This is a genomic window from uncultured Campylobacter sp. (assembly GCF_938030145.1).
Classification (GTDB): domain Bacteria; phylum Campylobacterota; class Campylobacteria; order Campylobacterales; family Campylobacteraceae; genus Campylobacter_B.
In genome coordinates, this window is sequence record NZ_CALHGM010000013.1 from 1 (window position 1) to 26,267 (window position 26,267).

Consider the following 26,267-nt stretch of genomic DNA (forward strand, 5'->3'; position numbering starts at 1 on the left):
GTGCTGATCTTTCGCAAGCACAGCGAAAGATCAGCACGTTGATTTTTATCCCCGCCGTGCTTGCCGAAAGGGCGCGCGCGATCTCGGTGTTGCCGAAGTGCGAAGTGATTAAAATTTTGCCCGTTCCGTCGCTTAAAAGCTCTTTCATACCGCTTTGCACGCGTATTTGATCCAGCGCGATCTTGCCGTTCCAAACCGCGATTTTTTCGCACAGGCTGAGGGAAAATTTATAAAAATTTGCGTAAATTTCGCGGATCTTGGGCTCGCGATCAAGCGCGCGTCTCAAAAACTCCCTAATCGCGCGCCGTTCGTTTTTAAGCAGCGCAAAATAGATCGCCGAGATGCAAAGCGCGGTACCTCGCATGCAAAAATCAGGCGTGTGAAGCGTGATGAAGCGGGCTAAATTTAAAAGCGCCACGCCCGCCTTTTCGTTGTTTTCGCTCCAATGTTTAGCCATCGCGCCCGTCCTTTGCGGCGGCATGTTGCGGCGAGGCTTTTACGAGCGAGCTTTGCGCTGAATTTTCCGCCCGCGGGCTTTGCACTACGGCTTTGTCGCCGCATTTTTCGGTACCAGCTTTTTCGTCTGCGCCGCCGTCCATCTGCCCTTTCGCACCTTTGCAACTATCGCGCCGCGCGTCGCTGCAAAAGTTTTGCCCCGCTAGCCCTTGCAAAATTTCGTTCGAGCTCTGCTGCGAAGCCTCCCGTAAGCCACGCTTTTTAAATTTATCGCAGGCGCGTTTTAGCGCCCTTTTTGCAAGCCAGAGCGGAAGCCCGCAAAATAGCCTCGCGTGCATCAGCGAAATTCCGAAATTATCTCGAAACGGCGCGAAGTGGCTCACTCCGCCCGCTTCATAGTGCACCGCCAGATCGAGCCATTTTATCTCTAGCCCCGCGCGCACGGCTAGGATTAAAATTTCGGCATCAAAGCCCATCCTGCGGTTTTTGGTGCGGGACAGAAGCGGCACGATCCCCTCTAGCGGGTAGATTCTAAAGCCGCACATCGCATCTTTTATGTGGTGCGAGAGGGTATTTACCACGCACCAAAAATTCATTATCTTGCGTCCGTGCAGGCGGGATTTGGGCGCGCTTTCGTCATACGCGGGCGCGGCGCAGATCAGCGCGGCGGGCTGCTTTGCCGCAAGCGCCAAAAACTCCTCGCACCTGCTTACGTCGTGCTGAAAGTCTGCGTCGATCTGAAAGGCATGCGTAAATCCAAGCTCCTTCGCCCATACTAGCCCGTCGCATACGGCAGCGCCTTTGCCGCCGTTTTGCGCGCGGGTGTAAATTTGAGCCGCAAGCCCCTTTAGCGCGCTTTTGCTCGCTTCGTCACTGCCGTCGTCCACGATCAGCACGGGCGCGATGGGCGCCAGGGTGCGCACGAGCTCGGCGATGCGCGCGGGGTGGTTGAAGTAGGGCAGTAAAAACGCGGGCTTAAAGGCAAATTCTTCCACTGGCGCAGACCTTGTCGTTTGAAATTTCAAAGCGGAGTTTACCGCTTGCTTCGGTGATTTTGATTGAAATTTCATCGCCCGGGCGGATGAAATTTTTAAATTTTAAATTTTCTATCTTTTGCGTGCCGTCCAGCTCGTAGCCCAGGGCTTTTGCGCAGATCAATACGAAGCGAAGCTGCATAAACGCGGGCACTAGCGGAAATCGCGCAAAGTGTCCGTCAAAGTAAAAATCGCTTGCATGCACCTTCGCGCGAAACTCATTCTCCGCGCTTCGCTCGAAAAGCGGCACCTCGTAGCGCTGCAGGGCGCTTAAAAAGTCTTTTTTGCTTAGCTTGCCCTGCTCGTTAAAAGGCAGCTTGCTTGCGATTTTGAAGTAGCGCAAAATCGCGCCGAATTCGGGCTTCAAAAAGGCCTTTAACTCGTCCGTGACGCCCTTTTTACCGCCTGCGCGAAACGCCTGCTCGCCGCGCTCGCTAAGCTTGATAAGAGCTACAGCTCGGTCGCGCTGCGGGTGCAGATCGATCCTGCATTCGCCGATAAATTCGTGCGAGCGGAGCTTAGCTTCGAGTAGATCGAGGCTCACGCGGTTTTCGTTTATTTTGACGGTGCGGTCGCCGCGCCCCAAAAGCGTGATCTCATCTGCGCATACATAGCCGAAATCGCGGCTTTCGAAGCGCTCGCACCAAGGCGAGCTGATCGTAAACTCGCCCGTTTGCGAAAAATTGTCGGCGGGCTGCTTTGTCGTAAATTTATCGCAAAGCGCGCTCTCTTGCGTAAATTTATCGTCATGTTTTGTCACAGAGCTCGGTGCGGAGCTGTTTTTCTGATCGGCTGCGGTTTTATCGCTAGCGTCTGCATTAAATTTAGACGCCTGCTCGCCCAAGCGGTTTGTGTTTTGCCCGTCTGTATTTTGCCCGTCCACACAGCGCTTCTTGGACTCTGCTATAGAATTTTCGCCGCAAGAGCTTGCCACGAGATCGAAGGGCTTGCCCTCGCGTTTTGTCGTGCCGCAGCTATCGATATCCGTGCGGATCTGCACGCTTACTGGAGCGAATTTTTTAAGTCCCGCACCCTCGTTGCAGGCGATCACGCCCGTTTCGCTGGAGCCGTAAATATCGACGATGCGGGTATTGCTAAGCGCTGCCAACCTATCTCGGATCGCAGGACTTAGCGGCGCACCCGCGCTGAAAATGGTGCCCAAAGGCGCTATGTTTGCGGCATCTGCATGCTCGCACAGCGCGCCGAGTACCGTGGGCGAGCTGATCAGCACGGCGCCTGTAAGATCGGCTGCGAGGATGATTTCAGGGTAGTTTAGACCGCCTTTTTGCGTGCGCGAACCGCAAAGCAGCGGCACGAAGATACTAAAGGTGAGCCCGAACATATTTTGGTGCGAGACGCCCGATAAAAATCGATCGCTTGCGCAAAGGCCGAATCTTTCTACTAAAAATTCCGCCTCCAAAACCATATCGCGCAGGCTTTTTTCGATATTTTTCGCCTCGCCCGTCGAGCCCGAAGTTTTGATATAAAATTTTTGATCGGCGCGCAGTAGGTGCAAAGAGACAGCCTCTTGCTCGCACGGCGCGTGATTTTGCGGCGCGTTTTTAGATGAAATTTTAGGCGCGGATTTTTCAGTATCGTGCGGCGAAATGTTTTCTAAGTCATGAGAGTAGAATTCGTCTAAATTTTGCGCTGCGGCGAGATTTGGAATTTTTACGTCGCCGCCTAGATGAAATTCGCCGCTAAATTTGGGCTCTCGCAGCAGTACGGGTGCAAAGCCCGCAATCAGCGCGCCGAAAAAAAACGCTATGAACTCCGCCGCATCCTCGCCGTAAATTTCGATCATCGGCGCGTTTTTTTGCTCTTGCGTCTGCGCCGCTTGCAGGGCGCGCGCGGTATTCTCGCCGCCGATAGAATTTTCCGCGTCATTGAAATTTGCGCTTCTGTTAGAATTTTCCGCGTCTTTTAAATTTACGTTTGCTGCGCTGCTTTGGGGTTTGTTCGCGCCTTTTAAGCTTGCCGCTTCGCTCTGCTTGCATCCAGTTTTTGCCAAATCGCGCGCAAGAGCCGCCGCGGCAAGGATTTCGCACTCGTAAGGCTTCAAAGAATTAATCAAATTTTTTAACATAAAATTTCCTAAAAATCATCTCGCCGCCGATCAGCGCGCCGATGAGGACGTATGAGATCGCGCCGCAATAAACGCTCCAATAAATTTTATCTCGCGGTAGCAGCAGCGCCGCGCTAAGTAGGCCGTTTAGCACGAAAAATCCGAGCCAAACTTCGGTCAGCTTGCGCGTGTAGGCGCGGCCGTGCTCGTTAAGATCAGGCTGCTTCAAAAGCGCTAGGCGCGTGATAGCGGGCGTCGATCTTAGGCTGAGTGCAAAAAGCGCCGCGAGCGAGAAATTTATTATGAGCGGATACAGATACGCGAGCGCTCCGCCGCCAAATAGGGCGCACAGCACAAAAAATGCCGTGCACGCGCCCTTAATAGCGCGATCTTTACTTTCAAAAACAGCTCGCGCTCCCCATAGCGCGCTCATCGCCGCGAGCAAACAGACCCGCGCGCCGCCGTGCAAAAAATAGAGGCCGAAAGGGTAAAACACGCTCAAAATTATGGTAGCTGTTTTTAAAAATATCGTTCGTCGCAATCTCTGTAATCCTTAAATTTAGCCGCGAGGGCTTGGTTTTTACCGCGGCAATTTTGTTTTACCGCGACCAGCTAGGCTTTGCTGCGGTAGTTTTGGTTTTTGTTACGGCGGCTAGGCTCTTGCCGCGGGCGTGATCGGCGCGATTATTACTACGCTTCGATACTCTAAATTTAGCCTTGACGTTTAAATTTTAGGTGCCGCGCTTTTAAAATTCTAATTCAGCCGCGCCTGCTGCCTTCAAATTCTAGCCACATTTTAAAATTTAGCTGCGCTTTCATTTAACTCGCGGCACCGCACTCGCGATCAGATACGCTAAATTAAATTTAGCCGAAATTTTAAAATTTTTGAAATTTTATGAAAACAGCGGCCGCAAAAGAAACAGCGCCTTTTAAAATTTCAAAATTTCACCCAGGCTCGCAGATTTAAATTTTAAAATTTTGATCCGCAAAGCGCTTTTTCATGCTAGTTTAAAAGTAGCAAATAAGCGGGCTTTGTGCCGTGCCGCCTAATAAGCGCTAAGCCTGCAAAAGCTGCGCGCCTTTAATCAATATTCGCCGCGCCTTATCAGATCGCCGCGCGCCGTCAAACAACGCTGCCGTATGTTTTATCTATCAAGTCAATCGCCGCCTCTGTGCCGCCGCAAAGTAAACTAACAAACCGCGCCGTACGGCGAAATTTAACTCTCGCCGCCCGTAGTTTCCCCGCTCGCGCCTTGATCGAGCTTTGTGGCTACGGCATCCACGATGTCACCGAGAGTTTGGATGTTTTTAAAATCATCGGGCATCAGCTTGTAGCCCGTGTTTTTCTTGACGTAATCGACCAGATCGATCGCGTCGATACTGTCAATCTGCAGATCCTCGTAAATTTTAGCCTCAGGCACGACCTTGCTCTCGTCGATCTCAAAGAGCTCCACGAGCGCCTTTTTTAAAATTTCAAAAATTTCATCTTTACTCATTTTTACTCCTATTTTCGGCGATGTATTGCGCCAAAGACGCAACGGATGAGAAAATTTGCTTTAAATTTTGGGTTTTTGAGTTAAGCACGATGCCGTATTTTTTCTGCACCAAAAGCCCGAGCTCCAGCGCATCGACCGAATCGAGCCCGAGCCCGTCGCCAAAAAGCGGCTCATCGTCATTTATGTCGCCCGGCGCTACGTCTTCGAGGTTCAGCCCCGAAATGATCAGCTCCTTAAGTTCCAAAATTTCTTCGTTCACAGATTCTCCTTTTCATATAGATTTGATATTTTTTCGTAGAGTTTGCGCACTCGGATCGGGTTTGGGCGATCCGGCTCAAAGCCCGTTAGATCCAGCGCGCACAGCTCGTAGAGGTCGTATTTCATCCGAACCTCGGGCGTATCGTACCATACTTGTCCTTTTTTTAGGCTTTTAGGATCCATTTTTATTGCGACGCAATTCATATTTTTTGCGAAATTTATCGCGATGTAAAACGCCGCTTTGTGCATGGCGATGCGATCTGCGGTGCGCGTGCCCTCGGGGAAGATGATTAGACTTTCTCCTCGCTCAAGGGCGCTGCGGCACGCATCTATCATCGCTTCCGAGCCGGTGTTTGGGATGTAGCCTGCGGCTGCGATGGCGGCGGAGAGGAAGGGGTTTTTGCATAGGCTTTCCTTGACTACGCAGTTTGCGCGCCGCACGTGAGCTAAAAAGATCACCACGTCAAGCAGGCTAGGGTGGTTTGCGATGATGAGAGTGCCGCTAGGCGGGAGCTTGCAGCGCCAGTTCACGCCGATGCTGCCGTAAAGTCGCGCGAGCAGCAGAAATATGCGCCACGAAATCATTATAAAATCGCGTACGAAATTTCGCACGGCCCCTATGCGGTTTAGCCTCAGCAGCGCTACGGGGAGGAAGAGTAGGTTGCCTATCATACACAGCGCGCCGAAGCTTGCGAAGGATAACGCGATGCCGATCTGTTTAAGCTTGCGCCTTAGCGGATCTGTCTGCTTCATCGCGCGGCGCCTCTTTCGGCGGAGATTTCGCAGCAGCTCTCGTTAAGGATTGTGCGGCTATCGGCGAGGGTTTTGTTGTTCTCGGCAGGGATTTGATAGTTCATCATGCGCGCAATCTCGATAAAATTTCTACGGCTTGCCGCTCGCTGCATCGTAGCGGAGTTTTCGCAGTTTTCTGCACGCGATATTTCAGCTTGCGGCATGTGCTGAAGAAATAGAATTTTTATGATCTGTGCGGAAGCTTTGGCGACCTCGGCGCCGTGCATGTGTCGAAGCAATAGAATTTTTGCGGCGCGCGGTAAACTGCGTTTTTGTGGAATTCTTGCCATTTGCCGTATGTATTGCCCCGGCAAAATTTCCGCAGTTTTCTGCATGCTTCGTGCGTATTGCTGCGATGGAATTTTTATCTTTTGCCGCGCGTATCGTTGCGGTAGAATTTCAGCGGTTTGCCACGCGCGCCATTGCGACGGAATTTTTGCGAAGCGCCATATATTCTGCTTTGGCGCCGCCATACGACGCGCCGTCTGATTAAATTTATAGCTCGCGGCGCCGCAAAATTTAAAATTCATCGCAACTGCCTTGCCGTGCGCATCTTGCCTGGGCGTTTACTTGGTTCATCGTGCGGCTAAATTTAAACTCGTAGCCCAAGCTTTGCTCTGCTAAATTTATGAAATTTACAACCTGCCGCGCGTGGCATTTCAGCTCGCCGCATCTGTCTTTATAACGGAATTGCGCGGTGTTTTCTACGCGCCGCTGCGGTAAAATTTTTATGGCTCGCAGCTCGCAGCGTTTAGGCGGATTTTTTTGGGTTCGTTGCGTATGTCTCGGCGGCGTATTTTCGCAGCGCGCCTCATTACAACGCGATTTGGCGGCGTATGGCGCGCGCCCTTTCGGCGTGCTTTTAAGATGCGCCGTTTGGCTGAGCTCGTGTTTGGTAGCGCGGCTAAATTTAAAATTTTCACTATATCTGAGCTTGGCGGAGCGGCTAAATTTAAAGTTCGTCATTCGCGCTTTTCCAGCTCCGTGTAGCCTGGGATCTTGATCAAATTTGCTCGTCTCGCCGCGCTCGCTCATGCGATGAAATTTTGCTATTTTAACGCTCACGATCTTGCCTTAAAAAAGCTGCGATTTTGGCGGGATCTTTGACGCGCCAAAGATAGTCCAAAACCCCGTCGCTGCTGTGCCATTCATGCTTGCCGGAGAGGATTTTAGCCAAAAATTCCACCGCGGTATCTAGCGGGATCTCGCCGCCCTCTTTAAAGCTTCGTAAAATTTCATTCTCGGCTCGCGGTTTCAGATTTTGCGCCTCTATGCTCTGTGCCGTTGCGTCCGCAACGTGCGGCGAAATTTCGATCTGCACGTCATCTCCGCGCTGAAGCACCAGAAGTAGAGCGCAGGCGAAGTCACAGCGCTTCAGATAGTCGTTATTTGCCTCCTCAAAATAGCAGAGCAGGGCGATTTTATCGTTACCCGACTTGTATTCGCCGTTTTTGCCTGCTTCGTTTGCGTCCTGCGCAGAGCCGAAATTTTCCGTGCTTTCTTTCAGCCTTGCAGCGGCGATTATTGCGCCGTTTTCGAGCGCGCACGCCGCAGAGATCGTCGAAATTTCGGCATGGTTTTGCGTAAAAATCGCATTTTGCGCTGCGATCGCGTTGAGTACGCTGACGCAGAAGCTCGAAGGCGAGACGCTTTCGCTCATCGAGCCGAGCAGGCTAAAGCAGCGGTTGATCTCGCCGAGACGCGAGCAAAAAACGAGCGGCATTCCTTCGTGCTGCATCGCGGTATCATCGACTGCTTTTAAATTTTGCCTCGCGAAATTTAAGGAATTTTCTTTTGCCGAATCCTGCGGTGCCGAATTTAAATTTTGCGGCATAAAATTTAAAGAATTCTCATTTGAAAAATCCTGCGGCGGCGGGTTTTGCACAGCGGCGCGGCTTTCGCTCGCATCTAAATTTTGTGGCGCGGAATTTAAAGAGCCTTTCTCAGCTAAGCTCTGCGGCGCGTTTTGAGAAATTTCACCTAAAAGAGAGATGCAAAGTTTCGCCCCGAGCCCCAAACGGCGGCGCTGTAACGGCGGAATGTGCTCAAGAGCCGGCTTTTTCTTTAAAGGCTCTAAGGCTAAAATTTCCTTTTTTAAGCGAGCGTGGGCAGAAATTTTTAAATTTTCTCCGGAGTTTTTTTGTAAAGCTCTATTTTCACACGCTGCAAAATTTGCGGGATTTATAGAATTCTGCTCACGACCCGGAATATCTGTAAAATCTTGCGTAGAATTTAACGCGAAATCATACGTAAAATTTTGATCCGTATCGCAAGCGAGATCGGAATTTCCGCCTAAGCTTACTTCGGAAATTCCGTCCAAGCAAGCGGCGAGTTTTTTATAAGGCTCCGCCGGCTCGCCCGAAATTATCGCGCTTGCATAAGATATGCCGAGGCTTAGTTTATTTTGCAATATAGCCTCTTAGCGTGACGCCGCTCATTATTGAGCCTACGCCGCATTCAAACTCTTTGTCGCTCACGAAAACGTTTTTATAATAGTAGCTCGTGATATTGACGACCTTGTTGCCGCCCTCTTTTTTGGCGCGATCTTGAAAGCTAAGTAGCGCCGATAAAAACGCGCGGTTGCATGCGGCTTGATCGCTCTTGCCGACGCCGTTTGCTTTTTTATTCGAGCTTAGCTGCTGCGTGATCTTTCTGCCTGCGGATTTGTTGCCGAAGTAGAATTTTATGTTCGGATCAAGCTTGGCTTTGGCGTCGGGCTCTGCAAGTGCCGCGGCGATCGGGAAGCGCACGATATCGTTCTTGGCATAAGCCGCATTAGCGACGAAAAGCGCCGCAACTACGAAAAATAGAAATTTTTTCATTTTCTCTCCTTTAACCGATAAATTTTTTAAAAATCAAAGATGTGTTCACGCCGCCGAAAGCGAAGTTATTATTCATGACGTAGTCCGTCTTTATCTCCTGCGGCTGCGTGAGGTACCTAAGCGGCGCACATTCCGGATCGATAGTTTGTAAATTTAGATTCGGATAGAATAGCCCCTCGTTCATCATCATCACCGAGATGAAGCTCTCCAGCGCTCCGCACGCACCCAAAGTATGACCCAAATAGCCTTTGTAGGAGCTCACTGGCGTTTGCGAGCCGAAAATTTCATGCGTTGCCATAGATTCTGCGACGTCGCCCTGTCTGGTCGCCGTGGCGTGGGCGTTTACGTGCCCGATGAGATCCGGCGAAATGGCGGCGTCTTTGAGCGCCAGCTGCATCGCCGCGCGCATAGTCTCGCTCTGCGGGCGGGTGATATGCGTGCCGTCGCAGGTCGTGCCGAAGCCTACTATCTCGGCGTAAATTTTAGCGCCGCGCGCAAGTGCGCTTCTGAGGCTTTCCAGCACGAATATGGCGCCGCCTTCGCCCAAAACCAGCCCGTCGCGCGCTATATCAAAAGGCGCGGGGCTGAGGGTAGGGGTGTCGTTTTTACAGCTTGTCGCGTAGAGCTTATCAAATACGAATGCCTGGCTTGGGTGCAGCTCGTCCGCGCCACCTGCTAGCATCATATCCGCAAGGCCAAATTTTATCGCTTCGTAGGAGTAGCCGATCGCTTGAGATGCGCTCGTGCACGCAGAGCTCGTGGGGATGAGCCTGCCTTTTAGCCCGTAGTAGATCGCGATATTCGCAGCGACGGTGTGAGGCATCATCTTGACGTAGGAGTTGGCGTTGAAGGTGCTATCCTTGCCATGCAAAATATCTATGACCTCGCCAGTAGCCTTTGCATCGCCGCTACAGCTACCCGCCGCGACGCCCATACGGCCGTCCTTTATGCGCTCATCCTCTAAAAGCCCCGCATCCGCCAGAGCTTCGCCCGCGGCATCGACGCCAAACATCGCTACCTTACCCATCGAGCGAGTATCTTTGCGGCTCCAGTGCGCGGGCGGCGCGTAGTTTTGTATCGGCGCACCCAGCCTGGTGTTTAGCTCCTCGCCGAAGATATCCCATTCGCTCATATAAACTACGGCACTTTTTTGCTGCGCCAAATTCCGCTTGATGCTCGCCCAGTCCCGCCCGAATGCACAGACGTTGCCAAAACCCGTAATAACTACTCTATTTAACATAATCCACCGTCTATTTTAATAACCTCTTTTGTGATATATGCGGAATTTTCGCTTAGCAAAAACTCCACCAAATGCGCCACCTCGCTCGGCTCGCCGATGCGGCCTAGCGGGATCGCGCCTAAAATTTGCTCGCTTGCGACTTCGTTTATGCTCTCGCTCATCGCCGTTTTAATGAGCCCCGGGGCTACGACGTTTACCGTGATCTTGCGGCTTGCAAGTTCTATAGCCAGCGATTTTGCCGCGGCGATTAGGCCTCCTTTGCTAGCGGCGTAGTTACTCTGGCCGCGGTTGCCGGCAATTCCGCTAACCGAGCTCATCACGACGATACGCCCGCCCTTTTTGGCGCGGATCATCGGCATCAGCGCGGGCTTTATGACATTGTAAAACCCGCCTAAATTCGTATCTATCACGCTTTGCCAATCTTCGCGCTCAAACCACACGAAGGAGTTATCTCGCGTGATACCAGCATTTAGCACGATGCCCCAGTACGCGCCGTTTGCCCCTATATCTGCTTCGATCCGCTCCTGCGCCGCAGCGGTATCTGCGACGTCAAATTTTAAAATTTGAACTTCCGCCGCGCCCGCGTCCGAGCAGCGCTTCGCTACGTCATTAAGCTTTGCTTCGTTGCGCCCGTTTAACGCCAAGCCGTAGCCCTTTTGCGCTAAATTTAACGCGCACGCCTCGCCGATACCGCCGCTTGCTCCGGTAATTAAAATTCTCTTAGCCATTTATACTCTTTATCATTTCGTCGCTCGCGCGCATTACGCTAAGCGTGGCGCTTGCGATATGTTCGCCGCCGCAGCGGATCTCGCAGTCGAAGATATATAGCCCCTCGCCGTCGCTCACGCTCTGCCTCGCCGTCGTGATCACGCGCTCGCCCACCTTCAGGCTTGCGCGCGAAATATCGAGGTTTCGCACGCCCAGTAAAAACCCGAGCCTCGCCTCGCCGTCGTTTCGGTAGCCCGAATACACGCCGATACACTGCGCCATTATCTCCATATACGCGTAGCTGCCGAGCTTACCGTCTTCGGTAAACGGCGAGTCCTCTTTAACGCTAAACGCGCAGCTTACGTAGCCATCGCTAACCTCTAAAATTTCATCCGCGAAGACCATATATCCGCTCTGCGGTAGGATGCTAGAGGCTTTCATACGCGTCCTATTATGGTTACGGCGTTGTCGCCGCCGAAAGCAAAGTTTAGATTCATCGCGGTATCTACGCGCGCTTTTTTGGCTTCGCGCGCTAGATTAAATTTAGACAGCGTCGCAGAGATTTCGCTCGTTTGCGAAGTTTGATCAGCGGCGTATTTTAAAATTTTATCGTCCGTGCCTTGCACAGCTTTAGATGCAGCCAAAATTTCATCCGCGCTGCTTTTTGAAATTTCACCCTGCGCGTTTTGTAAAATTTCACCGCCCGAGCTACATAAAATTCGATCGTTCGTGCCATGTAAAATTTCATCGTTTCGCTCGCCGTGCCGTGCCTGTACGCCACGAAAAATTTCAGCCTCTGAGCCGCGCCAAATTTTATCATTCGTAAAATTCGGCGGGATCACGCCCTGTCTGATCGCCTCGTAGCACACAGCAAGCTCGATTGCCCCCGCAGCGCCCAGGGTGTGTCCAATCGCCCATTTGGACGAGCTTGCGGGCGCTAAGGGTAGGGCGGCGTTCATAGCCAGGGACTCCATCGCATCATTAGCCGCAGTGCCGGTGCCGTGCAGATTTACGTAGTCCACGCTTTGCAGCTGCGCCGATTTTAGCGCGGTTTTGATCGCTGTGATCTGCATACGCGCGCTAGGATCGGGCTTGGTGATGTGGTAGGCGTCGGAGTTTGCGGCGTGAGCCAAAATCGCGACGTCGCTTATGCGCTCGCGCGAGAGCACGAATGCGCAGGCTCCCTCGCCCAGATTTGTGCCCGCACGCGCCTCTGAAAACGGCTTTAGCGGCTGCTCGCTTAAAATTTCAAGCGCGCTAAAGCCCTGCAGCGTGAGCTCGTCTAATGCGTCGGCGCCGCCGAAAACGACCGCGTCGCAAAGTCCGCAAGAAATGAGGCGCGAAGCTTCGATCAGAGCTTTGTTTCCGCTGGTGCATGCACTCGAAACTCCGATCGCAACGGATTTTAGCCCGAAGCGTTCGCGGATAAAATTTGCGGGATTTGCGTGAGAGTTGCGCTCGAAGCAGAAGTTTTTAAATTTATCGTTTGCGTCTTTTGAATTTTTGGCGAAATTCTCGCCGTTTGCAGTGGAAATTTCACTGCACGGCGCGGAACTTTCGCTGTCTTGAGAGATAAAATTTCCTGCGCCCTTGTCGCAGGCGAAAAATTCCGCATAGTTTTCCTGTACGCCGGTATTGGTGGTCGCAAACACTACGCCTACGCGGTACGCGCCGAATTTTTGCACGGCTTGCTCGATCTGTCCGTGCACGCTGAGGCAGGCGTAGAGCGCTAGGGCATTCGTACGCGTGGCGTAGGCGCGATCTTTGATCTGCGGCAACGGCGTATCCACGCGCCCAAAGATGAAATTTTTGCCACAGACGCCAAGCTTTCGCAGCGCGGATCTCTTCTCGCACAGCGCGCTAAAAAGCTCTGCTGCGCTGTTTGCGCCCGCGCAGATGAGCCCGGGGCTACTTAGATACTGCGTCATATCGGCGCCCCTTTGCGTTTATGGTGAAATTTGCTTTATCCGCATTCTCAAGCAGGGCTAAGAATACTCGCTCGCTTTGCGAATCGGGCGGCAGGAAGCCGTCGTTGCGAAATTTAGCCTCGCCGCCTGCGATCGATAAAATTTTACGTGCGATCGGCGCGCCTAGCATATCGAGCCAGACTAGCTTGTAGCGGCTCTCCTCGCCGTTTGCGGGTGAAATTTTGGAGATCAGGGCTCTGCTTTTTACGCCGAGCTCGTCCGTTAAGATGAACTGTTTTTGGCTAAATTCCGCTATTTGCCCAGGCGCCTTGTGTGCGCATCCGCCTATAAAAAACGCGGCGCAAAGCAGAATGAAAGCCGTTTTAGAAATAGCGCAAAAACGATAAACAGGTCTCAAAAATTCTCCCTAAAAACTAGCGAAATCAAAATCTCGCCCTCCAAAATATAGCTTTTGTACGACCACGCCCTGCCGCGCTCATCAAGCGCCAGAGCCTCACCGCCAGCCCCACGCGCCAGCCCCACGCGAGCAAGCGCGTAAAAACCCAGGCTTCGCGCCTTAATCAGCGCCTCTTTGATCGTGTAAATTTTATAAAAAACGAGCGTCTTTTCGCTCTCGTCCGCCGCAGCTAAAAGCTCGCGCTCAAAGGCGTTGAAACAAAACTTGCTCGCCGCGGCAAAATTCCGCGGTTTTAAAATTTCAAGATCGAGTCCGAACTTTTGCCTCGCAAAACCTACGGCGACGATCGTTTTGCCATCCGCGCTTTTGTGCGAGACGCAAAATTTGCCACGCTTTTTAAAGCGCGCCTTAAGCGCCCGCGAAACGCAAAACTCGCGCAGATGTCCTCGCGCGCGCGCTAGCTTCTTATCGCGCCTGCTAAAAAGCCGCCTCGGGGCGCACAGATCCTCGTCGGTGATTAAAATTTTTATCTCGCTCATAAAGCTTTAATTTTACTAAAATAGTCTTTATAAAAATATAAAATAGCGCGGCGGCGTTGAAATTTCGTTTAAAATTTATTTGATACGCTCGGGCTCAAAGGCGCACTAAAACATAAAATTTATCGTGTTTTTGAATTGTACGGGAGCTTCGGGCGTGGTAAATTTTAAAATTTAGCTCGTTTGCGATCTGCGCCGCGCGCTTTTTTGGTTCGTCGTGTGTCGTTATGCGGCGTAGGTTGTGTTCGTTGCGCTCGTCTTGTTAGTAGTATCTCGTGCGACGACCGTCATGTTTGGTTAAATTTTAGCGTGGCGGTATCAAGAGGCAGGCAGCACAGGTTTTGAAAACATCGGCGCGGAATTTTAAAAATTCTGCGATAAAATTTCTGCCGCTGGCGGCGTTTGTGCCGGAGCTTTTGCGACGAAATCTAGATGCGTCATGCGATGAAATTTTAAAATTCCGAAGCGAAATTTAAAATCGCGAGCAGTGCGCGGCGCAGCAGGCATCGTAACATAACAGCGCAAAATTAGCCGCATTTTAATGAAACGGCATAAAATTTAAGCGCTCCTGAATACGGTAGCTCGAATTTTAAATACCCTTAAATTAAAGCGACCGAAATTTAATCGTGCTTAGCTACTGCAACCGCATTAAATCCCAATCCGTTCCGCGCTACGCCGAACAGAATGCTTTAAGATCCGTGTCGCATCGCGCTATTTGTATTAAATTCTGTGTCGCGTCGCACTAAATTTGCGTTAAATTCCGAGTCGCATTAAATTTACGTCAAAATTCCGCCGCCGCGAGGACGGCGTTTGATTTTATTTTTTGATCATGCGCTTGTATGGGCCGAAGCGGTGATCGTTCTCGTCAAATCCGTCGTTGTAGGGCCCCACGTCCATATCCATCTGTTTGACGTCTAAGTCGGGGAAATCTTTCTCTCTATCGGGTTTGATCTTGCGCGGTTTTGAGTTTATATATGCCGTCACGTCGAAAGCTTCCTCCCAGCTTAGCGAGGCGTCTCCTTTAGGCATAGTGGCTTTGACATACCTCGCTCCTTCGATGAGCCTATACATACCGGCGCCCGTATTGTAGCTGTCATCGCCCCAAAGCGCGGGGAATGTGTAGTAATCGCCGCTTTGAGCAAACCTCTCGTTTTTTATCCCTTCGCCGTTTTCGCCGTGGCAGGCGGCGCATTTTGCGGCGTAAATTTCACGTCCTTTTTTAGGATCCGCCGCGCGGTCTAAAAACTGCGCCTTCGGCAGCCCCTGGCCTTTTACCTTTGCGCCGACCTCATATCCTGCGGAGAGCCAGTGCATGTAGGCGATCATCGCGCGCATCTCTTTGGAGTTCGTAGGGATCGCTTTGCCTGCCATAGAGCGCTGAAAACAGCCGTTTATGCGGTCTTGCAGCGTGACTAGCTGATCCGATCTCGCGACATACTGCGGAAATCTCGCGTAGATACCCACGAATGGGCTTTGATCGGGTACGACGCCGCCGCTTGTATGACAGCTCGAACAGGAGAGGTTGTTGCCCGCAAAGCGCATTTTTTCGTCCTTTGCCTGCGGTCCGAGATACCTCGTCGTCTCGTTGATGAGCTTCGCGCCGTAGATGACGGTCTTTGCATAAGGCGAGTCGCCAAGCTTCGCTTCGTCTATGACGCCGTTTTCGTCGATGCCTACGGGCAGCCTAAACTCCTGCGTCTTTTGCTCGTACGGCACGGCTTTTTTGGCGTTGAGTTTGGCTACATCAAAGCCTAAAACGGGCGTAAAAAATAGCGGAAGCGCTAAAACAAGGGCGGTTTTTCTCATATTTTCTCCTTTAAAAAAGTAAAATATATATTTGAAATTATTGAATTTTTTAGTTAAATGTGCGTTAAAATTTTAAAAAAGGAGAAATTTCGAGAGCTCGCACAGAGGAGAATTTTAAAGAGCCGATTTTAAAATTTAAGCGGGCGAAAAAATTTTTAAAAAGCTGATTTTTGCGATCTGCGCGTAGGAGAAATTTTAAAAAGAGCCGATTTTTGAAGGCTTGCAAGAGTGCAAATTTAAGGGCGCCTTTCACGGCTCGTTTCGTGCGCACCGCCGGGTCGCTTCCTGCGTTGTTGTATTTTGCGCGCTGCGTTTTTGCGTCGCGGATGCGGCGTCGCACAGCATATGCGGAGTGCATGCAAGCGCTTGCGAGAAGCGAACGGGTAAAATTTAGGCGGGCGTTTCGCTCGTGCACAACCGCGGTATATTTGATCCATGCCGCCCCTGCTACTCCGCCACAAACGAGCCGTTCGCAAAAACGTGTCGCGGCATGCCGCCGAAATACAAGTCGCAAATTGGTATTTTAGCGCGAGATTTGCAAAAGCATGTTGCGGTGCATCGCAGCAGGATCGCCGCCGCATTTGAAATTATCTAGGTCTGCCGGCGCGATAGGGCGAGGTGGATCGTCTCGTCCATGCGCCGTTTGGGCGGCGCGCGTATTTATGTTCGCCCTGCACGCGCCTTAAACGGGCTCTAGGTTTGAAATTTAACTCGAGCGGGCTTGGAATTTTAAATTTAAGCGGATTTAGGCTTTGGCGGTCGGATCGCTTGCGCGCCGCGCAGGACCGTATCCGCGCTAGAAATATCGCCGCCGAGATAAAATTTCGCGCGGCAGGCGCCGTAATGCGGCGGTATGAAATTCTAACGCTCCTAAATAAAACGGCATGAAATTTTAAATGCTTTTAAATTGAAACGGCGCGAAATTTAACCGCACCGAGCCGCTGCATTAAATTCTAAAAATTCCAAGCCGTCTCAGGCGGCACAAAATTTAACCGCGCCCGGCGGTCGTATAAATTCCGTCGCTAAGCCGTATCGTGCGGAGCCGCATTGCGTCAGATCAGCGTTAAGCTCTGCCGTCACGCCGCGCGGGATTACGTTAAAATCCTACCGCCGCGCCGTACTACGCCCGACAGGATCTACATCAAATTTTGCCGCCGAGTTGCACCGCACTAGATTTGTTTTAAATTTTGCTGTCGTGCGCACTAAATTTACGGTCAAAATTTCGTCGTCGCGCCGCGCAAAATTTGCACAAAATTCGCCGTATCGTCGAGTCAAATTTGTCTCAAAATCCATTACTGCGGCGAGCTGCGTTAAAATTTAGATCAAAATTTCGCTGGCATGCCTATCTGTGGTAATTTTTTACGAATTTTTCTATGCGCTCAAAGCCGCGTTTTAGATTTTCCATAGAGCACGCAAAGCTTATGCGGAAGTGCCCATCCATGCCAAATCCGCTTCCTGGCACCGTGGCTACGAGCCCTTTATCTAGCAGTTGCATGCAGAATTTCATACTATCGGGTTCTACCTGAGAGCAATCTATGAAGAAATAAAATGCGCCATCTGGTTTTACGACACTAAGCCCTGGGATCGCGCTTATCGCGTCCGTGCTAAAATCGCGCCTGCGCTCGTATTCGCGCCTCATCTCTTCGATATAATCGTCCGCCTCGCCGCGCAGCACCGGCATAGCGCCTGCCTGGACGATGCTAGCTACGTTGCTGACGCTTTGGCTTTGCAGGCTGATCATCGCCTTATTTAGCTCATCGATCGCACAGGCGGTGTATCCGAAGCGCCAGCCGGGCATCGCGCCGCATTTGCTTAGCCCGTTGATCGTCACGGTGCGCTCGAACATATCCTCACTGATGCTTGCTGCGGCTATGAAACTCTTGCCGAAGACGATTTTTTCGTAAATTTCATCGGCAATTACTAAAATATCCGTGCCCTTTAGCACTTCCGCAAGCTCTTGTAGCTCCTGGCGCGAATATACGGCGCCTGCGGGGTTACTCGGGTTGAAAAGGCACAGCGCCTTCGTGCGCGGCGTGATCGCGGCTTTGAGCTGCGAGGCGGTGATTTTGTATCGGTTTTCCGCCTTGGTGTCTACGATGACGGGCTTGCTGCCGCAGAATTTTACAATTTCGGGGTAGGTGACCCAATAAGGCGCCGGTATTATAACCTCATCGCCTTCGTTTAAGATGCAGTTAAAGGCGTTAAATAGCGAGTGTTTGGCGCCGACGTTGGTGATGATCTGATCGGGCCTGTAATTTAGGCCGTTGTCGCGCTTTAGCTTCTGCGCGATTAAATTTAAAATTTCAGGCGTGCCGGCAACAGGCGTATATTTTCCGCAGCCCTTAGCCATAGCTTCTATGACAGCCCTTTTGGCGACCTCTGCGGTATCAAAATCGGGCTCGCCCGCACTTAGGATCACGACGTCTTGCCCCTGGGCTTTCATCTGTTTGGCTTTAGTGCTGATTGCGATCGTTAGGCTTTCACCGAGCTTGCTTACGCGACTTGAAAGTGTTAATTTCATTGATGCTCCTTGGATTGGTTTAGACAATTTAAAATTTGATTTTTGACGCTAAAAGCCCTGCTATCGTTCGGGTTTTGGTTGTAGATATCGTCGATTTTATAATCGCCTCCGCTACGGACGAGTTTGTAGATTATCGTCTGCGTGCCGTAGGGGCAGGTCTGAGTTACTACGACGGTGTCGCGCTCTGCTAGCTCGAAATCATATTTCGCATCGTCGCAGACATCCTGGCCCGCAATCACAGGATCGTAGTCCAAGCAGCCTACCTCGCCTTCGGCGGTAGATGCTTCATCTTGCATAAGCGCGGATTTGAAAGAAGCCGATAGGATATTTTTGCGATCGCCGAAATATACATTTTTGCTATACAGGCTTTTTACTAAATTTATTCCGGCGTCGTTTGCAGAATTTTTCGCGCTATTAGCATCGCTGCCGCTTGCCGATAAAATTGCACAAATCGTAAAAAATAGAGCTTTTTTCACTTTAACCCTTTATTTTAATGATTTTAGATACTCTTCGTAGAATTTATTTAGATCCTCGTCCATTGCGGCGATATCTTTTCTGCCGCTACAGATGCACTCTTCCAAAATTTCGATACGCTTGATGAGATATTTGATAAGCTCCTGGCTGATATCAGGAATTTTATTATGCGCTAAAGGATCGCTCTCGCAGCCGCCTAAAATTCTAGCAGGCACGCCTACGGCGGTGCAGTTTGGCGCGATGTCCTTTACGACGACGGAATTTGCGCCGATTTTGGAATTTTCGCCGATGGTGATGTTACCTAATACTTTAGCTCCTGCACCAACTACGACGCCGTTTTGCAGCGTCGGATGGCGCTTGCCGTGCTCTAAGCTCACGCCGCCGAGAGTGACGCCCTGATAGATCAGACAGTTATCGCCGATGATCGCCGTTTCTCCAATGACAAGCCCCGTGGCGTGGTCGAAAAACACGCCCGAGCCGATACGTGCGCCCGGGTTTATATCTACGGCGGTGATTATGCGGCTAAGTCCGCTGATCGCGCGAGCAATGAGCTTAAAACCTCGCTCGTAGAAAAAATGCGCGAAGCGGTAATTTATTAGCGCCCAGACACCGGGATAGCAGAAAAATATCTCAAATACGCTGTTGCATGCGGGGTCTTGGCGCAAGGGCTCGGTGAAGTCCTGTTTTAAAATTTGCCAAAAACTCATTTGATCGTCTTTAAGTAGCTATTGTCGTTTAAAAATAGATATAGTTCGCCCAGGATATGCTTTTTCTCTTTATCTCCGATAAGATTTGATTTTTCGACGCGCTCGTTTAGGCTTTCGCGGATATCTACTACGTCGTAGTCCATATCCTCCAAGATGTCGATGACCGATTGAGATTCGATAAAGTCCTTGATCTCAAAGCCGCCGTCATCGCGCAAGATCACGGTCGCTTCGGTGGGGTGTGCAAAGAGGTTGTGGCTCATGCCAAGCACCTCCTGATAGGCACCGACAAGAAAAAAGCCCAAAAAGTACTCCTCCTCTTCGGGATCTACGTCGTGCAGAAATAGCGGATTTTTTTGGCTGTCGAATTCTATCTCTCCGTCGCTATCGCAGGTGATATCCCAGATCGACGCCGATAGCGTGGCGCGCTCATCCAGCCTCTCTAGCGGCATGATCGGGAAGTGCTGCTTGATGCCCCAAAAATCTGGCAGGCTTTGAAAGATCGAGAAATTTACCAAATAGCGCTCTTGAGCGTTGCCTAGGGAGTTTAAGAAATTACTATATTCTTGCTTGTTGCCTAAAATTCCATACGCCTTTCGCATTATTAGATGAACCAAAATTTCGCCGTTTGAGCGGTCGATCAGATCGACATATCCCAGATCAAATAGCGTAAGCACGCTCTCCATATGCGACATGGCGTCGTGCAGATACTCTAGCGCGTTGGACGGCTTTAGAGTTTTATACAGATCGTATAGCTCGGCGACTACCGGCGGATTATCCTTTTTTAGGGCGAGCTTCTCTTCGGCGTATTCTTGGGTAAAAAGCTCCAAAATCGGCGCTACTAGCACAGCGTGGCTGGCGGCTACGTATCTGCCGCTCTCGATAAAGATATCGGGCTCGGCCTCTTTTTTATCCTCTGCGATCGATTTTAGCAGGAAGACCACGTCGTTGGCGTATTCTTTTAGCGTATAGTTGCGGCTGGAGCTTTCTTTGGCTTGGGAGTATTCGATAGCGAGCCCTCCGCCTAAATTTATGGATTTTAAATTTTTCGCACCCATTTTGCGAAGCTCGGTGTAGATATTGCCCGCCTCTATGAGAGCCTTTTTGAGCGGGTGGATCTCTGTAATCTGCGAGCCGATATGAAAATGAATCATCGTAAACTGCTCGATGAGGTCGTTTTTCTTGAGTAAGTTTATCGCCTCTATAAGCTCGGTCGAGGTAAGGCCGAATTTAGAATTTATCCCGCCGCTTTTCGCCCACATGCCGCTTCCGGAGTTGTGCAGCCTGATGCGAAGCCCGATGAATGGCTTTGGCGCAAACCGCTCCTTAGCCGTTTCGATGATGGTTTCAAGCTCGTTTAACCCCTCGATCGTAAGCGTTACGTTATGCCCCATCTCTGCGGCGATGAAGCCGATATTGATGAGTTCCTTATCTTTAAAACCGTTTACGGTAATTGGCGCGCCGTATTTGTTATACGCCATCGCTAGCAGCAGTTCAGGCTTGCTGCCGGCTTCGAGTCCGTATCCGTAAGGCTCGCCGATATCGACTAAATTTCTAACAAAGCCGGGGAATTGATTTACTTTAAGCGGATAGACGGCGTGGAATTTTCCCTTGTAATCAAACTCCTTAATGGCTCGGTTAAAATTTGAGTAAATTTCAACGATCTGCTTTTTGATAAGGTGCGGGAAGCGCAGCAGTATCGGACCTCGCACGCCGTCGGCGCGGATCTCTTTTATGATATCCACCAAGGGCTGCTTGAAATCGGAGTTTAGGCATAGTTTGCCCCCGTCTATCGTGAAGTTGGAATTTCCCCAAATATTTAGTCCGTAATCGCTCATGCTCTATCCTTAAAAAATGCTTCGACCTCTTTAAATTTAATCGTAAAGGTGCTTTGATCTTCTAAATTTTTGCACCATACCTCGGCTCGGTCAAACTCGTCCTGTCCGATGCAAAGGCAAAATTTCGCCTCCGCTGCGTCAGCCGCTTTTAAATGCTTGGCTAGACTCCTGGGCTCGTATGAAATTTGAGTTTTACAAAGCTTTCGCAGCTTTAATGCAAACGAAAATGCCGTGCTGACAAACGCCTCATCCAGCGCGCCTATATAAAGACCCTCGCGCATTTGAGGGGCTTCGCGCGTTTTTAAAATTTCGGCTATTCGCTCGATACCGATCGCAAAGCCCACGCCCGCCGTCTTTCTGCCGCCTAAAAACTCCACGAGCCTATCGTAGCGCCCGCCGCCGCCTACGGCGCTTTGCGCGCCAAGCTCGGATGAGACGAACTCAAAGGCGGTTTTGCAGTAGTAATCAAGCCCGCGCACGAGTTTAGGATCGATCTCAAATTTTTGCCCGTTTTGGGTTAAAATTCTTTGCAGCTGCGCAAATTCCGCGGCGCAGGCGTCGTTTAAATTTTCCGTTATAAGAGGCGCGGCGGCTAAAATTTTCTGGCAGCTTTCGTTTTTGCAGTCCAGCACGCGGATCGGATTGGTATCGATGCGCCTTTGGCAGTCCTCGCAGAGCCTGTCTTTGCGATCTTGCAAGAAATTTACGAGCTTGGTTTTATACGCGGGCATGCACTCCTCATCGCCTAAAGAGTTGATTTTAAGCGTTGCGGCGACATTTAGCTCGCATAAAATTTGAGCTAGCATCAAGATCACGCTCGCATCCTCATAGACGCTACTTTGCCCGAAGCACTCGACGCCGAATTGATGAAACTCGCGCAGGCGCCCCTTTTGTGGGCGCTCGTAGCGAAACATCGAGCCTTGATAATAAAATTTATGTACGCCGCCGTTGCGGTCTAGCTTTTTTTCGATAAAGGCGCGCACGACGCCTGCGGTACCTTCGGGGCGCAGGCAGACGCTATCGCCGCTTTTGTCGCTAAACTCATACATCTCTTTGCCGACGATGTCGCTGCTCTCGCCGACGCTGCGGCGAAATAGCGCGGTCTGCTCGAGCTTGGGAGTTTCGATGAGGCAAAAGCCGTAATTGCGCGCCACGCGCTCGCACACGCTTAAAATTTGCGAGTAGATGCGCGCCTGTTCGTCCAAAATATCGTTCATACCGCGAAGTGCCTTGATCATCGATAAAATCCTTTGTGAAATTTTAAAATTTTCAAATTTTTGCGGCGATTATAGTTAAATTTACCTAAATTTTAAGCCCTGCCGCTGCCGCTTCGTATCGATTCTGCTTATTTTCATCGCGCGCCGCAAAATTAAAATACGCTTCGTGATAAATTAAATTCGGCAAAGTACGGATAAAAAGGCAAGCCTAGAAAGGTCGCTAAATTTCAATCGCCTATGCAAGCTCAAGCGAAAGTATCTCCGTGACCTTGCCCGCTTCGTCCTCGCAGCTTACGGCGATATAATCAAAGCCGTTTGCCTTGACCTCATCCCACGAGGCGGTCCCGCCGTTTATCAGCAGGACTTTGCCGCTCTCGTCCGTTTCGTATTCGTCCATTTCGTCGTCGTAGAGGATGCTGTAACCGAATTTTAGATGGATTTTACGCGGCGGCAGGTTAAATTTCACTAGCTCGCGGCGGGCTACTTTTTCTGCGTCAAGCTCGTCGCAGAACATCGCGTTGTAGCCGTGCGCAGCGCCGTCGAAAAGTAAAATTTCCTCGCCCGTTTTTACGCATTTGGCTACGAGCTTGCACGGCACGAGCTCGCCCTCGTCGTAAAAATCGACGATGTAATCGTTCGGCAAAGTTTCGCTGCGAAAAAGCTCGCCGAAATAATAAATTTCAAAATATTCGCCGCCCGCGCCGGATCTGATTTGGGCATTTAGATAATCATCCTGAGTTACGTTAAACAGGTTGTTTGCTAGATAAGTAGGCACCCTCTCGTTCATCTTCGCTCCTTTGGCATAAATTTTAAAATTTCGCGAAATTATAACATATCTCGCGTCCGAGGCATCTGCTTTGTGGGGTGCGTCTCATCTGGGCTCTACGTCCTACGTCTGCTTACCGATGCTACAGGCCTGCTATCGCCGCGCGGCTTGAATTTCGCATACGACACGGCTTGAATTTCACTTACGGCGCAGTTACCGCTCGTGCTCGCCCATCCAGGCTCGTTAGCGAGCTGGGCTTAAGAGATGAATAAGCGTTGCCGCTCACACTCTTTTGCACAACGCAGCCTGCGAGCACGGCTTACAAAATTTTAACCCGCTTGCGCCATTTGCGAATTTTAATCTGCTCGCGCGGCACGTAAATTCTAATCCACGTTATGCCATTTGCGAATTCTAATCTGCTCATGCTGTTGACAAATTCTAATCTGCTCGCATCATTTGTAAATTTTAATCTGCTCGCACGGCACCGCTCCGTCTATGCGAAACGGACTTTGAAATTTTTTCTGGAGCGGGGGTACGTTTGCGAAGCGCTACTCCGTGATACCTCACGCCCGCTTGCTTTGAGGCTACGAAAGCGCGAGTAAAACTGCGCGCCGCAAGCGACACGGATAAATCTAAACGCCGTGTGGAAATTTTAAGCAGCGCGCCGCTGGGTTTAATATATCCCGCGCTACGAAGCGGTTGGATTTTAAATTTAATTTGAAGCGCGTCGCGCCAGCTCGCCGCACGCTTCGTAAATTTAAAGCGCTACGCAAAATTTAACGCATTGCATAAAATTTTAAATTTTACCGCGGCACAGATCGCACACCGTTTCGGCTTAGGCGTCTATTTTAAACCGGCTAAGCTCGGCGGTAAAATTTCTACTTCGCCGCCTTGAAGCTCAAGAATTCCTCGTAGCGGCGATCGATGATCTCTTTGACCTCGGCGTAATTTTGCGGCGAGTTTTCTATGTAAAAATAGGTGTTGTCGAAGTTTTTATCGCCGAATTTGCGCGCGACGAAATCGTCGTAATCTTGCAAATACCAGCCGTGCGTTTTGGCAAATTTCGTGCGGTCCGTGGTGTAGTAGGCATTTGCGAAGGCCTTACCAGCGGTGTTTAGCTCATCGCTGCCCAGTACGCCGTCCATGGCGCCAAAGAAATACCCGCGATAATCAAAGCTATCGTCCATCCGCGCTATATCGCCCGCGAAATCCGCCGCGAAGTCCTTGGAGTAGAGCTTGCGCTCCATGCACCAGCGGAAGAAAAACGCGATGTGCGTCGCGCCGTTTTCCTGCGGGATATCGGTCGGCGCATTTTTCGCGCCCCAGTGCCATTTTGCCTTGTCGTAGGTCACGTAAGCCATTTTGCTCTCCTTTTTTTGGACTTTAAGTTGCATAAATTTTAGAAATTAAAAGCAAACGACGCTTGGTAAAGCTCTAAATTTTATCCGCTGCAATCTGCGCCGTGAAATTTCAAATTTTATATCAGGTCGCCCGTTACCTTATAATCGCATTCGCTTCGTAAAATTTTGCCGCGACTAAATTACGTTTAAATTCTATCGCATCTCGTAGAATTTCACGCGCCTCGTCCTATGTCCTTTAGTCGCTGCTTTGCCGCTGCCGTTACGTCCTCTTCGTAATCGTACCACGCAAACATCGCGCCGTGCTGCACCGAGCCGCCCAGCAGATCGCCTCCCTGGCGGTTTTTCAGATCGATATTTGCGACCTTAAATCCATCCAGCGTAGCTGCGAACTCGCGCAGGCGCTGCGGCGGGGATTTGAGCTTGGTGTAGAGGTAGCAGCGCCCCGCCTGGCCTTTGCGTCCGACGCGCCCGCGCAGCTGATGAAGCGACGCAAGCCCCATACGCTCGGCGCCCACAATTAAAATGACGCTAAGCCGCGGCAGCGAGATGCCCACTTCGACGATCGTCGTGGTTATCAGCAGTCGCCCCTCGTCGCGGAAGCGGCGCAGGATCTCCTCCTTGTCCTTGTCGCTGCCGTGGGTGATCATCACGTCCGCAAACTGAGCCTTCCAAAACGGCGCCGCCTCCTCAAGGCTTTGATAGATCGAGCTTTCGCTTTGCTGCACTAGCGGATAGACGATGATCGCTTGATTGCCCGCGGCAAGCTCGTGGCGCAAATCCTGCATAAAGCCCGCAAATCCGTCGTTTTGCAGGATTTTAGTTTTGATACGCTTTTCAAACGGCAGCTGTTTTAAAAAGCTAAAGCTCACGAGCTCGGATTGGATCATGCTCAGCGTGCGCGGTATCGGCGTGGCGCTAAACTGAATGAAATGCGCGCGAAACTCGCCGTTTTCGGTGAGGCGCGCGATCTTTTCGCGCTGGTTGGAGCCGAAGCGGTGCTGCTCATCGACCATTATGAGATTTGACGGCGCGAGCTCGTGGTAGAGCAGGGCGTGAGTGCCGATGATAAGGTGCGCGCCCGCGAAATTAGGCTCGCGATCGCCGCTTTTTACGAGCAGGACTTTGATCTGCGGCGGCAGCAGGCGGCGCGCCTCGGCATAAATCTGTTCGGCCAAGATGCTCGTAGGCGCCATCAGATAGCTGATGCGCGGGTAATTCATCGCCGCGCTCGCGAGGATCACGAGCGTTTTGCCGCTACCTACGTCGCCCATGACGACGCGGCGGCGCGCTAGAGGGCTTTGCAGATCGCTAGCGATATCCTTTATCGCGCTTAGCTGATCGCGCGTAGGCTCAAAAGGAAGAGAAGCAAGCCAGTCCGAAATGTCGTGTAGTGGGTAAATTTGCGCCGGGAAACTCGTTTTTTTCGCGCTTAGCTTTTGCAGGTAGTTTAGAATTTCGACAAATTTCAGCGTGCGTAAAATTGCAGCACCGCTCATCTGCGTGACGGCTGCGCTCCTGACGGCCTCAGCGGCATGGACAGTTTCAGCGTCGCTTGCAATTTGAGCGATTGTAGGTATCGCGGTCGTAGCTTGGGCGGCTGCGGTCTGGATAGTTTCAGTTTGATAATGCGTAGGTTGGGCGGCACAATCGCGCGAAGCGCTCATAGGTGCGGCGAGCGCGTCTTGAACAGCCTCAGCGACGCTTGCGGTCTGAACGATCGTAGGCTTTGCGGTTGCGGTCTGCACGGCTACTACCGTCTGAAGATTTTCGGTTTGATTGCATGCAGGCTGCGCGCCTGTAGCTTGCGTGCTCAAAGTTTGGGTAGTCACGGCTTGCGCGCTCGCTACT

27 protein-coding genes are annotated in these 26,267 nt (G+C 51.1%); 1 reads left to right on the forward strand and 26 read right to left on the reverse strand.

The features are described 5' to 3' along the window. From Q0323_RS03305 to Q0323_RS03390, 18 genes are all read right to left on the reverse strand, one after another. Positions 1-457: hypothetical protein (locus tag Q0323_RS03305; RefSeq protein ID WP_298051453.1), on the reverse strand; the 457-nt coding region annotated here is incomplete at its 3' end. Beyond that, the gene (locus Q0323_RS03310) at positions 450-1,451 is read right to left on the reverse strand and encodes a glycosyltransferase family 2 protein (RefSeq protein WP_298051455.1); all 1,002 of its coding nucleotides are present in this window, start codon (positions 1,449-1,451) and stop codon (positions 450-452) included. The genes Q0323_RS03310 and Q0323_RS03305, both read right to left, overlap by 8 nt. After that, a complete protein-coding gene (locus Q0323_RS03315; protein WP_298051458.1) occupies positions 1,432-3,576 on the reverse strand; it encodes an AMP-binding protein in 2,145 nt (714 codons plus the stop codon). The genes Q0323_RS03310 and Q0323_RS03315 overlap by 20 nt, the downstream gene beginning before the upstream one ends. After that, positions 3,557-4,096 carry a DNA gyrase subunit B gene (locus Q0323_RS03320; RefSeq protein ID WP_298051460.1) on the reverse strand — a complete coding sequence of 180 codons (540 nt, stop codon included), beginning with the start codon at positions 4,094-4,096 and terminating at the stop codon, positions 3,557-3,559. Before Q0323_RS03320 ends, Q0323_RS03315 begins: the two co-directional genes overlap by 20 nt. A 676-nt stretch (positions 4,097-4,772) precedes the next feature. After that, complete coding sequence (locus Q0323_RS03325; RefSeq protein WP_298051463.1) at positions 4,773-5,051, reverse strand: acyl carrier protein; 279 nt, start codon at positions 5,049-5,051, stop codon at positions 4,773-4,775. Then, a complete protein-coding gene (locus Q0323_RS03330; RefSeq protein WP_177388711.1) occupies positions 5,044-5,310 on the reverse strand; it encodes a phosphopantetheine-binding protein in 267 nt (88 codons plus the stop codon). Before Q0323_RS03330 ends, Q0323_RS03325 begins: the two co-directional genes overlap by 8 nt. Beyond that, positions 5,307-6,062 carry a lysophospholipid acyltransferase family protein gene (locus tag Q0323_RS03335; protein ID WP_295152248.1) on the reverse strand — a complete coding sequence of 252 codons (756 nt, stop codon included), beginning with the start codon at positions 6,060-6,062 and terminating at the stop codon, positions 5,307-5,309. Before Q0323_RS03335 ends, Q0323_RS03330 begins: the two co-directional genes overlap by 4 nt. Then, a complete protein-coding gene (locus Q0323_RS03340; RefSeq protein WP_298051466.1) occupies positions 6,059-6,631 on the reverse strand; it encodes a hypothetical protein in 573 nt (190 codons plus the stop codon). The genes Q0323_RS03335 and Q0323_RS03340 overlap by 4 nt, the downstream gene beginning before the upstream one ends. After that, positions 6,621-7,166, reverse strand: coding sequence for a hypothetical protein (locus Q0323_RS03345; RefSeq protein WP_298051469.1), 546 nt, complete (start codon positions 7,164-7,166; stop codon positions 6,621-6,623). Before Q0323_RS03345 ends, Q0323_RS03340 begins: the two co-directional genes overlap by 11 nt. Beyond that, positions 7,156-8,511, reverse strand: a complete 1,356-nt coding sequence (locus Q0323_RS03350) for a beta-ketoacyl synthase chain length factor (protein ID WP_298051471.1) — start codon at positions 8,509-8,511, stop codon at positions 7,156-7,158. Before Q0323_RS03350 ends, Q0323_RS03345 begins: the two co-directional genes overlap by 11 nt. Further along, positions 8,501-8,923, reverse strand: coding sequence for an excinuclease ABC subunit A (locus tag Q0323_RS03355; RefSeq protein WP_298051474.1), 423 nt, complete (start codon positions 8,921-8,923; stop codon positions 8,501-8,503). Before Q0323_RS03355 ends, Q0323_RS03350 begins: the two co-directional genes overlap by 11 nt. Before the next feature lie 10 nt (positions 8,924-8,933). Continuing rightward, positions 8,934-10,163, reverse strand: coding sequence for a beta-ketoacyl-ACP synthase (locus Q0323_RS03360; RefSeq protein WP_298051477.1), 1,230 nt, complete (start codon positions 10,161-10,163; stop codon positions 8,934-8,936). Further along, positions 10,157-10,891: a 3-oxoacyl-ACP reductase FabG gene (fabG, locus tag Q0323_RS03365; RefSeq protein WP_298051480.1), complete on the reverse strand. Its 735-nt coding sequence runs from the start codon at positions 10,889-10,891 to the stop codon at positions 10,157-10,159. Before fabG ends, Q0323_RS03360 begins: the two co-directional genes overlap by 7 nt. Next, positions 10,884-11,312: a hypothetical protein gene (locus Q0323_RS03370; protein WP_298051482.1), complete on the reverse strand. Its 429-nt coding sequence runs from the start codon at positions 11,310-11,312 to the stop codon at positions 10,884-10,886. The genes fabG and Q0323_RS03370 overlap by 8 nt, the downstream gene beginning before the upstream one ends. After that, the gene (locus tag Q0323_RS03375; protein WP_298051483.1) at positions 11,309-12,799 is read right to left on the reverse strand and encodes a beta-ketoacyl synthase N-terminal-like domain-containing protein; all 1,491 of its coding nucleotides are present in this window, start codon (positions 12,797-12,799) and stop codon (positions 11,309-11,311) included. Before Q0323_RS03375 ends, Q0323_RS03370 begins: the two co-directional genes overlap by 4 nt. Continuing rightward, entirely contained in the window at positions 12,780-13,196 is a 417-nt protein-coding gene (locus Q0323_RS03380; protein WP_298051485.1) for a hypothetical protein, read from the reverse strand. The genes Q0323_RS03375 and Q0323_RS03380 overlap by 20 nt, the downstream gene beginning before the upstream one ends. Beyond that, positions 13,193-13,735, reverse strand: coding sequence for a 4'-phosphopantetheinyl transferase superfamily protein (locus tag Q0323_RS03385; protein ID WP_298051488.1), 543 nt, complete (start codon positions 13,733-13,735; stop codon positions 13,193-13,195). The genes Q0323_RS03380 and Q0323_RS03385 overlap by 4 nt, the downstream gene beginning before the upstream one ends. Positions 13,736-14,548: 813 nt before the next feature. After that, entirely contained in the window at positions 14,549-15,538 is a 990-nt protein-coding gene (locus Q0323_RS03390; protein ID WP_298051489.1) for a c-type cytochrome, read from the reverse strand. Positions 15,539-16,237: 699 nt separating this feature from the next. Here Q0323_RS03390 and Q0323_RS03395 point away from each other — a divergent pair. Next, the gene (locus Q0323_RS03395; RefSeq protein WP_298051490.1) at positions 16,238-16,426 is read left to right on the forward strand and encodes a hypothetical protein; all 189 of its coding nucleotides are present in this window, start codon (positions 16,238-16,240) and stop codon (positions 16,424-16,426) included. 454 nt (positions 16,427-16,880) lie between these two features. Here Q0323_RS03395 and Q0323_RS03400 read toward each other — a convergent pair whose 3' ends face one another. The 8 genes from Q0323_RS03400 to recG form a co-directional block, all read right to left on the reverse strand. Further along, positions 16,881-18,059 (reverse strand): pyridoxal phosphate-dependent aminotransferase, encoded by a 1,179-nt coding sequence (locus Q0323_RS03400; protein WP_298051492.1) that lies wholly within the window; start codon positions 18,057-18,059, stop codon positions 16,881-16,883. Continuing rightward, on the reverse strand, positions 18,056-18,535 hold the full coding sequence (locus Q0323_RS03405; RefSeq protein WP_298051494.1) for a hypothetical protein: 480 nt from the start codon (positions 18,533-18,535) through the stop codon (positions 18,056-18,058). Before Q0323_RS03405 ends, Q0323_RS03400 begins: the two co-directional genes overlap by 4 nt. A gap of 9 nt (positions 18,536-18,544) precedes the next feature. Next, entirely contained in the window at positions 18,545-19,240 is a 696-nt protein-coding gene (cysE, locus tag Q0323_RS03410; protein ID WP_298051497.1) for a serine O-acetyltransferase, read from the reverse strand. Beyond that, the gene (gene speA / locus Q0323_RS03415) at positions 19,237-21,075 is read right to left on the reverse strand and encodes a biosynthetic arginine decarboxylase (RefSeq protein ID WP_298051500.1); all 1,839 of its coding nucleotides are present in this window, start codon (positions 21,073-21,075) and stop codon (positions 19,237-19,239) included. Before speA ends, cysE begins: the two co-directional genes overlap by 4 nt. After that, positions 21,072-22,313 (reverse strand): histidine--tRNA ligase, encoded by a 1,242-nt coding sequence (hisS, locus tag Q0323_RS03420; RefSeq protein WP_298051503.1) that lies wholly within the window; start codon positions 22,311-22,313, stop codon positions 21,072-21,074. Before hisS ends, speA begins: the two co-directional genes overlap by 4 nt. Before the next feature lie 214 nt (positions 22,314-22,527). Next, positions 22,528-23,079, reverse strand: a complete 552-nt coding sequence (locus tag Q0323_RS03425; protein WP_298025167.1) for a hypothetical protein — start codon at positions 23,077-23,079, stop codon at positions 22,528-22,530. Positions 23,080-23,936: 857 nt separating this feature from the next. Next, on the reverse strand, positions 23,937-24,419 hold the full coding sequence (locus Q0323_RS03430; protein ID WP_298051506.1) for a hypothetical protein: 483 nt from the start codon (positions 24,417-24,419) through the stop codon (positions 23,937-23,939). Between the two features lie 212 nt (positions 24,420-24,631). After that, the coding region (gene recG / locus Q0323_RS03435) for an ATP-dependent DNA helicase RecG (protein WP_298051508.1) at positions 24,632-26,267 on the reverse strand (1,636 nt) is incomplete at its 5' end.